A 14,963-nucleotide genomic window follows, 5' to 3' on the forward strand; every position below is an offset into this window, starting at 1 on the left:
TGTTTTTTTATGATGACCTTACGCGTGAAGCGATTTCGCATTTTGTAGGAAGCTTTTCCATGTCACTCGAGGAGGCCCGCGCCCGCCTTGAGTATCTTGAATTCCGCGCGGCACAGCTTGCTGCCGAACAGGCGGAGCAAGGTGAGACGATGGAGGCGCTGCCGACAGTCTGGCCGGACTATGAGCTGCTCGACCTCAATCCGAATATCCATTACGAATTCGATGGTTACAGCTACTACGACGACGTTCCCGCCGCCCTGAACTTTTATGAGTGGGATGGCATTGGCATGCGGGCACATCTGATGCCGCCGCCGGTTGAGGGGACTTTCAATCCCTACACCATCGCGCTGACAGGCGGTGTCCGCTTCATAACGTTCCAGCACGAAGTGCTGCCCAACAGCTTCGCCGTTGTGTCCCGGTCCGAAAACGTGCTGGAGGACAACGACTATCTGTCCAACACGGGTCTCCACTATCATTTCGATTACGAAGCACCATCACTCATCTCCTTCCTCGATGCGCTGGAGGCTGCCGGGATCACCGGCAGGTTCAGCTTTACGGAAGCAGACAATCCGGCTGGCAATCTGAGCGCGACCGTCGCAGCCTGGACGGAAACAGCCCAAACCATGCAAACCGGCGCTCCCGGTGTCGGGCAACAGGTTCTGGCAACCGGAGATGACACCGGGCAGCTTTATCAGAACGGTATCGTTGTCGAGGAAGCCGCCCGTCTTGATGAAGTCATCAAGCATTTGAGGGGCCGTGCTCCGGACGATGACGCCGACGCGAACCCCGATGACATGGTGCTCGAGGGACCGCAAAGCGCCTCAGGCGAGTTGGCTTCGCTGGTGGACACCGCTGGAGCCTCCGCTTCGCTGCAAATCAGTGCCGGCAACAACACACTGATCAATCAGGCCATTCTGGTGGACGTCTGGGGCAAGGCTGCGACCATAGCTGTGGCCGGCGATTATTACGATCTCGACATTATCAGCCAGACAAATGTTCTGGCAGCGCCGCATCTGGCGGGTCTTGGCGAGTGGGCGACGGATCCGAGTACCGGCAGCTACAACATCGCATCGATCATGAACACCGGTTCGGATCTGCCCATGGATGTTGCTCCGGTCGGCAATCATTCACTCTGGGATATCACTTTCCACGAAGGTGACATGACCTTCGTGAATTGGCTGACCCAGAAAAACTACCTGGTCGACAACGACACCATCGTCTACCAGGAAGACGGCTCGGGCACGACGATCATGTCCGGTGGCAATATTCTGACAAATGCTCTCAACCTTACGGAACTGAGCACCTTTTTCGATCTGATCCTGATCGGAGGCGACTATTACTCGGCCAATGTGATCAGCCAGACCAACGTCATGGTCAATTTCGATCAGGTCATTGCCGAAGGTACGCAAGACGCTTCCATGCCGACGCCTGACGGGCAGATCGACAATCTGCTCTGGAACGAGGCCTATATCGTTTCCAACTACAACAGTTCCGTCGTCGACCTGGATCCGGCAAGCGCGAACCGGCTCGCAACGGCAGGTGAAGAGGATCTCGGCGATGACTTCCTGTCCGGGCTCTTCAGCGGGGAAACCTCGCCTTTCAACCAGCTGAACGTTCTTTATATCTCCGGTGATGTCTACGACATCAATTACCTCGAACAGGTCAATATCCTGGGCGACAGCGACAGCATCGCCACGCTTGGAGTCGATGTCTCAAGCGAAGACACCAGCATCAACGGCGATTCTAACCTTCTCTACAATGCCGCGGTGATCCAGGAAGCCAGCGTGGACAACGTTGTTCGCGTCGGTGGCGATACTTATTCGGAAGCTTTGCTTTACCAGGCGGAGATCCTGACCGCAGATGTCGAGCAACCTGATCACGGCGGGGCGGGTCTTGCGTCGGAGGCCGTTGTCTTCCTGGCCGACGGCATGCTGACCAATGGTGACAACGAACTTGAAACCGTCAACCTGAACCAGGTGCCGGACGAGATCTGTGTCGATCCGATGGCGACAATGGTCGCTTAGGGGAGGCAGGTCATGACCATTTCATACGATGTTGCCGATGGGCAGCGGACGAACCGGGCGGGTGAGCCGCAGGTGCTGGGCCCCGATGCGAAAAAGGGTGATGCACGGCTTGTCGGCGCAAAGACAGCCGCTGCAGGCGGACCAGCTCTGAACGCGGGAGACGCAAGGGCGAAACCGGCGGACGGCGGCAAGTCCGCCCGGACAGGTGCTGGCACAGGCACTGGCACTGGCACAGGCAAAGCCAAGGCTGAAAAGCCCGAGTTCCACCAACGGACGACACCGCCCGATCTTTCCAAGGCACTCGAAAACGGCGTCGCCGCCGTTCGGCGCAATCTACTCATCGTGCTGATGTTTTCCTGCGTCATCAATGTGCTTGTGCTGTCAATTCCGGTCTATCTGTTCCAGATCTCGGACCGGGTCCTGACCAGCCGCTCGCTGGACACGCTGGTCATGCTGACAGGCGTGATCGTCGGGGCGGTCCTGCTGCAGGCAGCCTTCGATGCCATCCGCCGCTTCATCCTCATGCGCACGGCGGTGGAACTCGCATCGCAACTGGGTTCACCCATCCTCGCAGCCGCCGCACGAGCTTCGCTCAACAGCAATGGCAAGGAGTACCAGATCCTGAACGACCTGCAGCAATTGCGGGGTTTTCTGGTGTCCGGCACCATGATGGCATTTCTGGACGGTCCCTTCGCGCCGCTTTTCCTGGTCGCGATCTACCTCATCCATCCGCACCTCGGGATGATCGTCGGCGGCACCTGTGTGATCCTGCTCGTGATTGCGGTGATCAACCAGAAGATCACGTCCCGGCATTTCAGCGATGCCAACCAGAACCAGAGCAAGGCGAACCTGCATCTGGATGCCATGTCCAGGAATTCGCAGATCATCAACGCCCTGGCCATGATTCCGGAAGCGGTTCACCTGTGGGGGCGCGATACGGCTGCTTCGCTGCGCGCGCAGGTCAGTGCGCAGGACAGAAACATTGTTTCGGCCTCCATCACCAAGGCGGTCCGGCTTCTGACGCAGGTAGCGATGCTCGGGTGGGGGTCATTCCTTGCCATCCAGGGTGAACTGACCGGGGGCATGGTGATTGCCGCCTCCATTATCGGCGGCCGGGCGCTGTCGCCCATCGAGGGGGCGATCGAAGGCTGGAACCAGTATCTGCTGTCGCGCAATTCCTATGGCCGGATCTCGACACTGCTGAAATCCTCGCCGCTCAATTCCGAACGTCTCGTTCTGCCCAAGCCGCAAGGCCGGCTTGATGTCGAACGCCTGCTCTACGTGCCCCAGGGGACCAAGCGGGTCGTGCTCAACAGCATCACCTTCTCGCTGAAAGCCGGGGACTCTCTTGCGATCATCGGTAACTCGGGAGCCGGAAAAACCACACTCGGCAAGATGCTGGTGGGATCCATCCTGCCGACATCGGGCGCGGTGCGTCTGGACCTGATGGACCTGCGCAACTGGAACCAGCGGCAGCTGGGTGAGAACATCGGTTATCTGCCACAGGACGTTCAGCTCTTCCCGGGCACGATCAAGCAGAACATCGGCCGTATGCGCGAAGATGCTTCGGACGAACAGATCTACGAAGCCGCCTGTCTGGCCGACGTGCACGCCATGATTTCCGAATTGGCCCACGGCTATGAAACGGTCGTTGCGGCCGACGGTGCACCGCTGTCAGGCGGTCAGAAGCAGCGTATCGCGCTTGCCAGGGCATTCTTCGGTAATCCACGTTTCGTCGTTCTGGACGAACCCAACTCAAATCTGGACACCAATGGCGACGAAGCACTTGCACGGGCAATGGCACATGCCAAGGCCGAAGGCATCACCGTCGTCGCGATCACGCAAAAGCCGTCCCTGCTGAAATGTGTCGACCGGATCCTCGTTCTGGCCGACGGCTCCATCAGCATGTTCGGTTTCCGCAACGAGGTGCTGGAACTCCTTGCCGACCGGAAGAAACAAAGAGCGGTTCAGCAACAAGGATAAGCGTTGGCAGCCGCCAGGGACGGCTCAAGCCAGGGGGAAAAGATGAGCAACGCTCTGACACATCACGAACCGATGGACTGGTATTCGGCAGTGCCGAGATCGATTTTCTGGCACACGCTGATCGGCGTTTTCATGCTGGTCTTCTTCATAGGAGGCTTTGCCGCCTGGTCCTTTACCGCGCCGTTGGCAGCCGCCGTGATTTCAAGCGGAACCTTTGTCGCAACCGGACAGAACAAGCAGATTCAGCACTACGAAGGCGGGATCGTGAAGGAGATCCTGGTGCAGGAAGGCGAGCGTGTTCAAAAAGGCGATCCGATTGTTCGTCTCGACGAAACCGTTGCATCCGCAAACGAGCGACAACTGGGACTCAAGCTGGCGCGGCTGGAAGCGATCAACGCCCGTCTGCGCGCCGAATATCTCTGGCTGAAGGAGGTGGAATTCCCGCAAACATTGCTGGACCTGAAGGACGATGAGGAAATTGCCACCATAATCGCCGGCCAGAAGCTGAGTTTCATTGGATCCCAGGCCAAGCTGACGAGCGATATCAGAATTCTGGAGAGCACGATCGAATCCCTTCAGCACCGCCGCGACGGCTACCGTGAACAGCATGATGCCATGATCAGGCAGCTTGCGATCCTGCAGGAAGAACACACGGGCAAAAAACTTCTCTTCGAAAAAGGCCTTCTGCTGAAGCCGACCCTGAATGCACTGGAAAGAGCGATCGCAGAAGCGGAAGGGCAGATCGGGAGGCTGGCATCGTCCATGCAGGAGGCCAATGCCCAGGTGCTGCAGCACCAGGAACAGGTCAAGCAGACACGGGCTGCCTATAACGAGAAGGTGCTTGATGACCTGCAATCGATCGAGGCCGAGCTGGATGCGGCAAGAGAGCAGTCCCGCAAGGCGCGCAACGTTCTTGAACGTGCCGTCATTCAGGCACCGGTTTCGGGCACCATCGTACGCATGCACTACCACACAGCCGGTGGGGTTATCGAAAGCGGCAAGACGATTGTCGAGATTCTGCCGTCCGACGCACCGCTGATCATCGAGGCACTGATTTCGCGAACCGATATCGACAGCGTCCATATCGGCCAGCAGGCCACTGTTCGCCTGTCCGCCCTCAATCAACGCACCACTCCGGTGCTGGAAGGCGAAGTGCAATATGTGTCCGCAGATGCAATCACCGACAACAGTACGGGCATCATGCGTGAGGTTTACGTCACTCGCATCGATATCTCGCCGGGCGAACTGACAAGGGTGCTGAACTTCGTTCCGACCCCGGGCATGCCCGCGGAAATCATGATCCAGACGGCCGAGCGAACCTTCATGCAGTATCTGACCAAGCCGATCGTCGACAGCATGTCACGTGCCTTCCGGGAGGAGTAGGCAACTGGACGCATTTTTCGGTCGACGGCCGCTTTTCAGCGCAAGATTGCGCGGGATTGCATGCGGTGGCTGATCAACCCGGATTGTCTGATGTGGTCTTCAGGCAATGTCCGCCTTGGCCGGTTCGTTAGTCGCGGACCGGCCGCTTTTTTGGGATTGTACCGGTTGAAATGGGACAGCTGCAGTCCGGTGACGTGACGAAAAGAGGGCTTGTTTTCGCAAGGTAATCCGCCAATTATGAAAGCGGTGTTTCCAGGACTTGTACCAAGCCGGAAACAGGGTTTTCATGTGATTGCGCCAATGCGAAACCGGGTCGAACTGCTGTTGAAGACTTTTAAAATCAACGGATTGGCTGTCTGGTCTGTTGTGGTGTTTCTGGTGCTGACGGGCCTGTCAGCTCACGCAGCGACGGACCCGTTCGCGGAACGGCGCATGGCGCTTGTGGTCGGCATTGCGGGCTATGAGAACGCTCCCGATCTGAGCAACACCACCAATGACGGCAAGCTGATTTCGGATACCTTGAACGAGCTGAATTTCGAAGTGTCCGAGCATTTCAACATCGGGCTTGCGGAGTTCCGGGAACTGCTGGACCGTTTCGCCTTCGAGGCGGAAACCGCCGATGTGGCTCTCGTCTATTTTGCCGGACACGGGATTGAAGTCGGCGGGCGCAATTTCCTGGTTCCCTCCGACGCCAAGGCCGGCAGCCGGCAGCAGGTTGCCGATACGTCGATTTCTCTCGATGACATTCTGGAAGCGGTCGACAAGGCCCGGCAGCTCAGGATCGTGATCCTGGATTCCTGCCGGAACGACCCGTTTGCCGATGTTGGCGGGCAGGAAACGCTCACCGTAAATCAGGGGGCTTACGGACGCGGGCTGGCAGCACCTTCTCCCGAACGCGGCACGCTGGTGGCCTACGCCGCCGAAGCAGGAGCCGTTGCACTGGATGGGGCAGGTGAAAACAGTCCGTTTGCATCGGCGCTGGCCCAGACCTTGAAGATCAGGGATCTGGAAATAGGCCTTGCCTTCCGGCAGGTGCGCGATTCCGTGCTGAAAGCCACCGCCAACGCGCAGGAGCCGCACACCTACGGCTCGCTGTCCGGCAAACCCTACTTCCTTGCGGGTGGCAGCCAGGAGGTCAACGTGCTTGCGGCGGCAGACCGTCTTAACGCCTGGGGGCGCCTTGAAGTCAGCCAGGAAGAGCAGTTGCAGGTGGCGGCAAGGGAGGGCGACAGCAGGGCGCTGAAAGGCCTTGCCTACATGCGCCTCAACCCGAGCGAGGACCGCTACGATCCCTCCCGTGCGGCAGCATTTCTGGAAACTGCATCGGAAGCGGGTGATCCTGAAGCCATGTTCGAGCTTGCCCGCATGTATGAGCGCGGCATTGGCGTCGAACAGGATGTCGAAAAGGCATTGGAACTGTTTCGCAAGTCCGCAGACGAGGGCTTTGCGGATGCCATCAACGATCTCGGGTTCCTTTATTATCAGGGTGGCCTGGGGATCGCGCGTGATCCGAAAAAGGCAATCGAGCTGTTCGGAAAGGCTGCCGATCAGCGGCACCCGGAAGCAATGTTCAATTACGCAGCCCTGATCGATGACGGCGTGGTCGATGGCAAGGAACCGGACGATGCGGCCGAATATCTTTATCGCGCCTTGAGATCCGGCAACGAAGAAGTTTTGAGCCAGCTCTCGGAAAACCCGAAGATGTTCAAGGCCACGACACGGCGCTCCCTTCAACGGAAACTTTCAGAACGCTCTTTCTATACCGGGACCATCGACGGCCAGTTCGGCCCGCAGACCCAGAGAGGTCTGCGCAAAGCTTACGGGCTTTCCGAATAGGGGCCAAAGCGGTTTCCGGCTGAGATCGATTTCCACATTCCAAAGCCTTGGTTGCGCGTTGCGTGACGCAAGGTAATTTTTGACTTGTTCTTTTATTCCAAGGGGTTAAAATTGAAAAAGAACAATCAAAAGAAACATTTCGGGAAATATCAATCCCTGATTTCAAAGTAGACAGTGCAGACGTTTTTCTAAGTCATATTGCAGATTTTTGCTGCTTTTCCGATAGCAGGTGTCGCGCCAATCGTGATTGCTGCCCGGTTCGATCAGTTGTCTCTGGTGATTTGTTCGATGTGTTTGAATAGTTGATTGGAGGAAGTCATGTTTGGAAACAGGTTTTGCGCAGGTGTGGCAGTTGCCGTGCTCGCCGGACAAGTTGTGACGGCTGCCAGTGTGCCTGCTTATGCGGTCGCCGTGCCGGGTGCCCAGTCGCTTGCGCCGGCAGATCCATTGGGTTCGGTTCTGGAGGAGCTTCTGCTTGCCCAGTACAGCTCTTCCATGAGCAGCGAGCCGTCTGGCCCTTCCTATGATGTCGATCGGCAGGAACGCGACCCGAAGCTGAGCGCATCCTATGATCTCGACGAAAGGGTCACCCGCGGTGTCATCTGGATAATCCAGAACGGCAGCAACGAGTGCCGCAATTCCATCCGGCCCGAATACCGCTTCGACTGTTTGAGGAATGTTCTGGGACGCGCCGCCTCGACAATTGAAAACCGGCCAAACTATCGCGACGCGGCGCGGGAGTTGCGGAGCCTTTCCCGAAAGCTTGATGGCATTGTCTCAAAATACCAGGACCGGAGCGCTCCGCGCGCCGCAGTGGGGCAGCGTACCTACCGGGCCGTTTCCACGGCCAATCTCGAGCAGGCTCGCCGTGAAGCATCGGAAGCCATCGACGAGAGCGTCACCAAGCTGCTGCGTTCGGCCGGAAACTCGGAAAAGCGCAAGACGCATTATTCCCAGATCGCAACCGCTGTCGGGTCCACCAAGCGTTTGCTGCGGTCTTAAGTATCATCGATCTGGCTGGCGGTCGCCTCAGTCCGCCGGCTGCTGATCCGGGATCTCCTCCGGTGCGATGACCGGCGTTTCACCGACATCGGGGGCAGGTTCGACAAGCTCGCGGTCTCCGATCGGGGCTGGCGTCAAAACACCGTCGCAGTCAGAGAGGCTGGCAGTTTCTTCAGTATCGGTGGGAACCCTGTCTTGCGACTTTGCGCCGGGTTCAACCTTGCAGTCGCCGCTCTTGTCGTCTGCAAGAGCGGTGCCGCACACAAGGGTCAGTGCGGTGGCTAGGGCTGCTATCGTCCGGACATTTTCGTGCGGGCGCATACTATCCTCCAATGGATGTCTCTCCATTGGAAACGCCCGAACCGTCATCGGGTTCAATTCGAGTGGATTTACCGGCTCCGCCCATGGGTGGAACCGGCAAGTTGCTTGTACGTACTCTTCAGTCGATCAGGCGATGGTCTGGCCGGTCTTTGCCCAATCCGCAAGGAACTGCTCCAGTCCCTTGTCGGTCAACGGGTGCTTGACCAGCGCCTTGATCGTTGCCGGCGGCACGGTTGCCACATCGGCGCCGATCAACGCGGCTTCCTTGACGTGATTGACCGTTCGGATCGAGGCGGCAAGAATTTCGGTCTCAAAGCCGTAATTGTCGTAGATCTGCCGGATCTCGCGGATCAGCTCCATTCCGTCCATGGCCATATCGTCCAGTCGGCCAATGAACGGGGAAATGAAGGTTGCTCCGGCCTTGGCCGCCAGCAACGCCTGATTGGCGGAAAAGCACAAGGTGACGTTGGTCTTGAACCCTTCGGCAGTCAGTGCACGGCAGGCTCTGAGACCATCCAGCGTCAGCGGCAGCTTGATGCAGATGTTGGGGGCGATCCTTGCAAGGGTCTTGCCTTCCCGCACCATTGCCTCGAACTCGGTCGCCGTGACTTCGGCCGAAACCGGACCTTCGACAATGGAGCAGATCTCGCGGGTCACTTCTGTGATGTCCCGGCCGGACTTGAGGATCAGGGACGGGTTGGTGGTAACACCATCGATAAGGCCGAGTTCTGTGAGGTCGCGGATGTCGCTGACATCCGCCGTGTCGACAAAAAACTTCATGTCTCTCTTTCCGTTTGGAATGGCGGGCAGCGTTATCCGCGGATCTTGCGGGCGGCCTGCTGCAGCAGCTCGAAAGCCTCGTACCGCTTGTTGTGGTAGGATGTGGCCTCGGCGCCGCCGGGTGCATAGGTTTCGCCGGCTGCCGACATGGCGGCCATGGCGGCCGGAATGTCCTTTTGCAGGCCACCAGCGACAGCGCCGAGCATGGCCGAGCCGAGAAGGACCGGTTCCGCGGTTTTGGGAGCGGCGATCACGAGGCCCGTGGCATCGGCCAGAAGCTGACGCACCAAAGGGCTCTGGCCTGCACCGCCACTGACGACGATGGTGTCCGTCCGGATGCCCTTTGCGGTCTGCGCCTCGACAATCTGTCTGAGGCCGTATCCGAGACCGCAGATGCCCGCGACATAGAGCCTGACGAGAGCGGCGACGGATGTGTCCATATCGAGGCCCGCAATGACGGCCTTGGCTTCCGGATCGGCAAACGGCGCACGGTTGCCGAGAAATTCAGGGACCACATGCAGACCGTCTGCCAGCCTTGATATGTCTGTCCCCTCCGGTGCAAGCCGCTCGGCTTCAGCAGCAAGCCACTGGTTGAGGCCGAGACCTGCTTCCCTTGCCTGCTTGAGGGCCTCAGTGGAGGCCGGGTGGAAACGGACCAGATGGTCGATGGCGGCACCTGCGGCCGACTGGCCCGCCTCGTTCAGCCAGAGGCCTGGAACCATCGCGGAGAAATAAGGTCCCCAGACGCCTGGCACGAAGGCCGGTTCTGTTGTCGAGGTCATGGTGCAGGCGGAGGTGCCGAAGACGTAGGCCATCCGGCTTGTCGCCGATCCCGCCTCTGTCTGGTCCTGCCACCCGACCGTGCCGACACCGCCCGCATGAGCATCGATCAGCCCGGCAGCAACGGGTGTCCCTTCACGCAGACCCAGGTCTGCCGCCGCTTCTGCCGTCAGTCCGTTGCCCAGAGCCGTTCCCGCATCGACAATGGTGGTGCCGATGCGGTCAAAATCATTCGCGCAGAGTTCGGCAAGACCGATGGACTGGAAATAATCGGCGTCCCAGCGGCGTTCATGACCAAGGTAGGTCCATTTGCAGGTAACCGTGCAGATGGACCGGGCAAGGCTGCCGGTCGCCCGCCATGTCAGGAAATCGGTCAGGTCGAAAAAATGCTCGGCTTTGCCGAAGATCTCTGGCCGGTTCTCTTTCAGCCAGAGCAGCTTCGGAGTTTCCATTTCCGGTGAAATCTGGCTGCCGACATAGCGCAGCACGTCGTGGCCACCGGCGTTGATGCGTTCGGCCTGGTCAAGAGCGCGGTGATCCATCCAGACGATTATGTTGCGCTCCGGGTGGTCCGTATCACCCACCGGCAGCGGGCTGCCTTGCGGGCCGATGACCACCAGCGAACAGGTGGCGTCCATGCCGATCCCGGCCACATCGCCCGGATCGATCCCGGCCGTGCCGACCGCTTCGCGTACGGTGGCGGCCACGGCTTGCCAGATGTCGTTGGAAGATTGTTCGTAAAGGTTTGGCCCCCGGTTGAAGAGGGCGATGTCACGTTTTGCCGATGCAACCAGATTGCCGGACTGGTCGAATAGACCAGCCCTGGCACTGCCTGTGCCGACATCAATACCAATCAGAAATTTGCTCATGCCTCAAAGGTCCACACTTTGCGGCAGAATGACAAGGTCCCTGATGGTGACGCCGCGCGGGCGGCTGAGCATGAACAGCACGGCATCAGCGACTTCCCGGGGCTGCATCAGGCTGCCGTTGGCAAGGGCTTCGTCCATCTTTGCCTTGGGCCAGTCATCGAGAAGGGCTGTAACCACAGGTCCCGGCGCGACCGCTCCAACGCGCACCCCGTGTTCGGCGACCTGGCGCCGTACCGTGTGCACGAAGGCCTGCACGGCAAATTTCGAGGCGGTATAGATCGGCTCCCAGACGACCGGTACAAGGCCGGCGATGGAACTGGTGACGATGATGTCGCCGGTCTTGCGTTCCACCATATGCGGCAACACGGCGCGAATGGAGCGGAACGCGGCATTGATGTTGAGATTGAGCACCTTGTCCCACTGGTCCGGGTCGCCGTCGATGACGCTGCCGCCGACGTAGGCTCCTGCATTGGCGTGGAAGATGTCGAGGTGTCCGGTCTTTTCCACGATCCGGTCCAGCATGCCATCGACAGCGGGCCCGTCCATGAGGTCGACCACCAGTGGAATGGCGTCCGGCCCGAGCTCCTGGCAGATCGCGTTCAGTCTGTCTTCGGCTCGGTCGATCAGGACCACCCGGCAGCCGGCTGCAAGCAGGCTCCTGGCGCATTCCAGGCCGATCCCGGACGCGGCACCGGTAATGGCCGCGACCTTGCCTTTGAGTTCATCGGTCATGTTCGAAATCCTTGAATTGAAATCCGGTCAGGCGCGGCCGTGAGAGACGCGGCTCTGGCGGGCGAGACTGTCGACGATGACGGCGATGGCGAGCACGCAGCCGGTGATCATGTAGCGGAGCGAGGACGACATGTTCAAAAGCGTCAGCCCGTTGGAGATTGACTGGATGACGATGATGCCGAGCAGCGCCGACCATGCCGACCCGCGTCCGCCGAACAGGCTGGTTCCACCGATAACGGCGGCTGCGATAGCGTTGAGGTTGACGTCACCGGTGCCCGCCTGCTGACTGGCGGAGGCAAGCCGTGCGGAAGACAGGACACCGCCGAGGGCCGCCAGCAGCGAGCATAGCGCAAAGGACGTGAGGTAGGTGAAGGTGACATTGATGCCGGCTCTGCGCGCAGCCTCCGCGTTGCCGCCGACGGCCTTCACGGACCGCCCCCACTGGGTGCGTGTGAAGACATAGTTCATGACAACGACGAGCAGGGCGAAGAGGCCGAACATCCAGGGCACGCCGCGACCGAGGTTCAGATAGAAGACAGCGGCTTCGAAGGCGATGGTGGTGAACAGCGCCTTGAACACAAGCCCGCCAACAGAGCCAACGGAGAGATTGGCTGCCTGGCGCTGGCGCCGGTTGCGAATTCCCATCACGAGAATGGCGACGCCAGGCAACAGTGCGACTGCGTGAGAGGCCCAGGCCGGCATCATCAGAAGCTGGCCGAAGTTCACCATCCAGGAGCCGTAGGGCAGGTTGATGGAGCCGGTGGAGCCGAGCATGTAGAGCTGCAGGCCGAGAAGCGCCAGCAGACCGGCGAGGGTCGAGACGAAGCTGGGCATGCCAAGCTGAGTGCGCAGCAGCGCATAGACCGAGCCGATGACCGCGCCGGTGCTGAGCGCCGCCAGGATCGCCAGTGGCAGGGGAACGCCCTGGTTGACCCAGAGCACGCCGATCAGGGCCGAGCCCACACCGCTCATGGAGCCGACCGAAAGGTCGATCTCGCCGAGCATCAGCACGCAGACGATGCCGAGCGCGATGACGCCGACTGTCGAGCAGTCGAACAAGAGGTTCACAAGGTTGTTCGGCGTAACGAACAGCGGATTGAGAATGGTGAAGACCGTCCAGATGACGATGAGGCCGACGATGACGGGCAGGGAGCCGAGATCGCCTGCCTTCACACGATCGATGAAGGCGCTGATGACGTCGGTCAGGCTGCTGGCATGCTTGACGCGCGTGTCGCTGCGGTCGAGCAGCCGGGGTTGGGGAGCGGAGCCGTTCATGGTGGTTTCCTTGTTTATGCCGTGGCGCCTGCGGCCGCCCGTTTGCTGGCGCGGCGGGTGACGGCATTGTCGGTTGCGCCGGTAATGGCTCCGACCAGTTCCTCGTTGGACGATTGCGGCGAGAACACACCGTTGTTGCGGCCAAGCCGCAGCACCACGATGCGGTCTGCGACCGCGCGCACGTCTTCCATGTTGTGGGAAATCATGATGACGCCGAGGCCCTTGTCGCGGACCCGCTCCACCAGGTTGAGCACTTCCGCCGTCTGGGCAACGCCAAGGGCGGCGGTGGGTTCGTCCAGCATGATGATCTTCGGGTTGAGCAGCAGGGACCGGGCAATGGCGACGGTCTGGCGCTGGCCGCCGGACAGCGAGGCGATCGGTTCGCGCACGCTTGGAATTCGGGCCGCCAGCTCGTTGAGCAGCTCCCAGGAGCGGACTTCCATGGCCACTTCATCCAGATGCCAGGGACTGCGTTCCTGGCCCAGGAAGATGTTGGCAACGACGTCGAGGTTCTCGCACAGGGCGAGGTCCTGGAACACGGTTGCGATGCCAAGGTGCAGGGCGTCACTCGGCCCGTGCATCGTCACCGGCTTGCCTTCGAAGTGAATGGTGCCGGAAGTCGGCGCGTGAACGCCGGAGAGCACCTTGATGAGGGTCGATTTTCCGGCGCCGTTGTCACCGACAAGGGCAACGACTTCACCTGGATGGACGTCCAACTCGATATCGGTCAATGCCGACACCGCGCCGAAGTTCTTCGAAATGCCCTTGAGGCTCAGGATCGGCTGCCGATCCGTGGCGGATTGGGGAGAAGTGGCGGTCATCTTGTCCGGCTCATGGTTTTCTGGGTCCTCTGGATGGCCGCCCGGCCTTCCGGGTGTCGACCCTTGGGGTCGGGCGGCCTGCTTGGGAGGAGGAGTTATTGGATGCCGAGTTCCTTGCAGCCTTCGGCATAGCGGCCCGTGCACAGTTCCTCAGCCGTCTGGATGCCCATATCGATGATCTCTTCCTTCAGGTTCTCGCGCGTGACCACGGCCGGAACGAACAGCTCGGAAGGTGTTTCGTAGAGCGTTGTCTTGGCTTCTGGCGTTTCCCCGTTCAGGAACTGCACGGCAACCTTGGCAGCCGCCGCGGCAACGATTTCAGAAGGCTTGGAGATCGTGTTGTACTGGTCGCCGGCGATGATCAGCTGCAGGGCCGCGATGGTGGCATCGTTGCCGGTTACAGGCGGAAGCGGGTCGACGCCGGCAGCCTTCAGGGCGGCAATGGCGCCGCCGCCGGTGCCGTCATTGGCCGCTACGATGCCGACGATCTGATCGCCGAAGCGGGTGATCTGGCCGCTGGCCCATTCCTGGGCTTTGGGCGGTGCCCAGTCCGGCGTGTCGAATTCGGCCAGGGTCTTGTACTTGCCGGTGGCGATACCTGCATGAATACCGTCCTTGATCAGGCCGGCAGCGGCATCGGTGGGCGAGCCGTTGATCTGCAGCAGGCCGCCTGCCTCTGGCGAGATGCCCTGTTCTTCCAGATGGCGCACCAGGGACTCGGCGATTGCTTTGCCGATGCCTTCATTGTCGAAGGAGACATAGTAGTCGGCGGTCTTGTCCGGGATCGGGCGATCGTAGGCGATCACTTTCACGCCCTGGCTCTGGGCAAGGGCGACGAGCGAGGCGGCCGCGCTGGAATCCACCGGATCAAGCACAATCACCTTGGCGCCCTGTGTCAGAACGGAGTTGAACTGCTGCTGCTGGCGCGCCACGTCTGCATCCGCGTTCTGGTAGATGACGGTGCAATCCGGGCAAAGCTTCTCCATTTCCGCCTTGAAGCCCGGGAAATCATGTTCCTCGTAGCGGGTTGATGCCTGGTCTGGCATCAGGAATGCGACGGTGCCGGATGCAGCCTGGACAGCGGTTCCCTGCAGCAGGGCGGCGGCAACGATGGCCGCGCCGGCAAGTTTCTTGTTCATCGGGTTCATTTCAGTTTC

The 14,963-nt window shown here is 60.1% G+C and carries 12 protein-coding genes; 5 read left to right on the plus strand and 7 right to left on the minus strand.

Annotation, left to right across the window (positions count from 1 at the left end; all coding sequences use genetic code 11):
• The first annotated feature begins 59 nt into the window (after window positions 1–59).
• The 5 genes from HEP89_RS10945 (at window position 60) to HEP89_RS10965 (ending at window position 8,228) form a co-directional block, all read left to right on the plus strand.
• Window positions 60–2,024, plus strand: a complete 1,965-nt coding sequence (locus tag HEP89_RS10945; RefSeq protein WP_168692034.1) for a hypothetical protein — start codon at window positions 60–62, stop codon at window positions 2,022–2,024.
• A 12-nt stretch (window positions 2,025–2,036) separates the two neighbouring features.
• Window positions 2,037–4,007, plus strand: a complete 1,971-nt coding sequence (locus HEP89_RS10950; protein ID WP_055661532.1) for a type I secretion system permease/ATPase — start codon at window positions 2,037–2,039, stop codon at window positions 4,005–4,007.
• Between the two features lie 42 nt (window positions 4,008–4,049).
• Entirely contained in the window at window positions 4,050–5,390 is a 1,341-nt protein-coding gene (locus HEP89_RS10955; RefSeq protein ID WP_031269001.1) for an HlyD family type I secretion periplasmic adaptor subunit, read from the plus strand.
• Between the two features lie 324 nt (window positions 5,391–5,714).
• Window positions 5,715–7,226 carry a caspase family protein gene (locus tag HEP89_RS10960; protein ID WP_208993872.1) on the plus strand — a complete coding sequence of 504 codons (1,512 nt, stop codon included), beginning with the start codon at window positions 5,715–5,717 and terminating at the stop codon, window positions 7,224–7,226.
• Between the two features lie 318 nt (window positions 7,227–7,544).
• Entirely contained in the window at window positions 7,545–8,228 is a 684-nt protein-coding gene (locus HEP89_RS10965; protein ID WP_055661534.1) for a hypothetical protein, read from the plus strand.
• 27 nt (window positions 8,229–8,255) lie between these two features.
• Here HEP89_RS10965 and HEP89_RS10970 read toward each other — a convergent pair whose 3' ends face one another.
• From HEP89_RS10970 to HEP89_RS11000, 7 genes are all read right to left on the minus strand, one after another.
• Window positions 8,256–8,549, minus strand: a complete 294-nt coding sequence (locus HEP89_RS10970) for a hypothetical protein (RefSeq protein WP_168692035.1) — start codon at window positions 8,547–8,549, stop codon at window positions 8,256–8,258.
• 126 nt (window positions 8,550–8,675) lie between these two features.
• Complete coding sequence (gene fsa / locus HEP89_RS10975; RefSeq protein ID WP_168692036.1) at window positions 8,676–9,329, minus strand: fructose-6-phosphate aldolase; 654 nt, start codon at window positions 9,327–9,329, stop codon at window positions 8,676–8,678.
• Window positions 9,330–9,361: 32 nt separating this feature from the next.
• Complete coding sequence (locus tag HEP89_RS10980; protein ID WP_168692037.1) at window positions 9,362–10,978, minus strand: FGGY-family carbohydrate kinase; 1,617 nt, start codon at window positions 10,976–10,978, stop codon at window positions 9,362–9,364.
• 3 nt (window positions 10,979–10,981) lie between these two features.
• On the minus strand, window positions 10,982–11,710 hold the full coding sequence (locus HEP89_RS10985; RefSeq protein ID WP_168692038.1) for an SDR family oxidoreductase: 729 nt from the start codon (window positions 11,708–11,710) through the stop codon (window positions 10,982–10,984).
• Between the two features lie 27 nt (window positions 11,711–11,737).
• Window positions 11,738–12,985: a sugar ABC transporter permease gene (locus HEP89_RS10990; RefSeq protein ID WP_168692039.1), complete on the minus strand. Its 1,248-nt coding sequence runs from the start codon at window positions 12,983–12,985 to the stop codon at window positions 11,738–11,740.
• A gap of 14 nt (window positions 12,986–12,999) precedes the next feature.
• A complete protein-coding gene (locus HEP89_RS10995) occupies window positions 13,000–13,806 on the minus strand; it encodes an ATP-binding cassette domain-containing protein (protein WP_055661540.1) in 807 nt (268 codons plus the stop codon).
• Between the two features lie 95 nt (window positions 13,807–13,901).
• Entirely contained in the window at window positions 13,902–14,954 is a 1,053-nt protein-coding gene (locus HEP89_RS11000; RefSeq protein ID WP_062491318.1) for a sugar ABC transporter substrate-binding protein, read from the minus strand.
• Window positions 14,955–14,963: the final 9 nt, after the last annotated feature.

Source organism: Labrenzia sp. 5N (assembly GCF_012395805.1).
Lineage (GTDB): Bacteria > Pseudomonadota > Alphaproteobacteria > Rhizobiales > Stappiaceae > Roseibium > Roseibium algicola.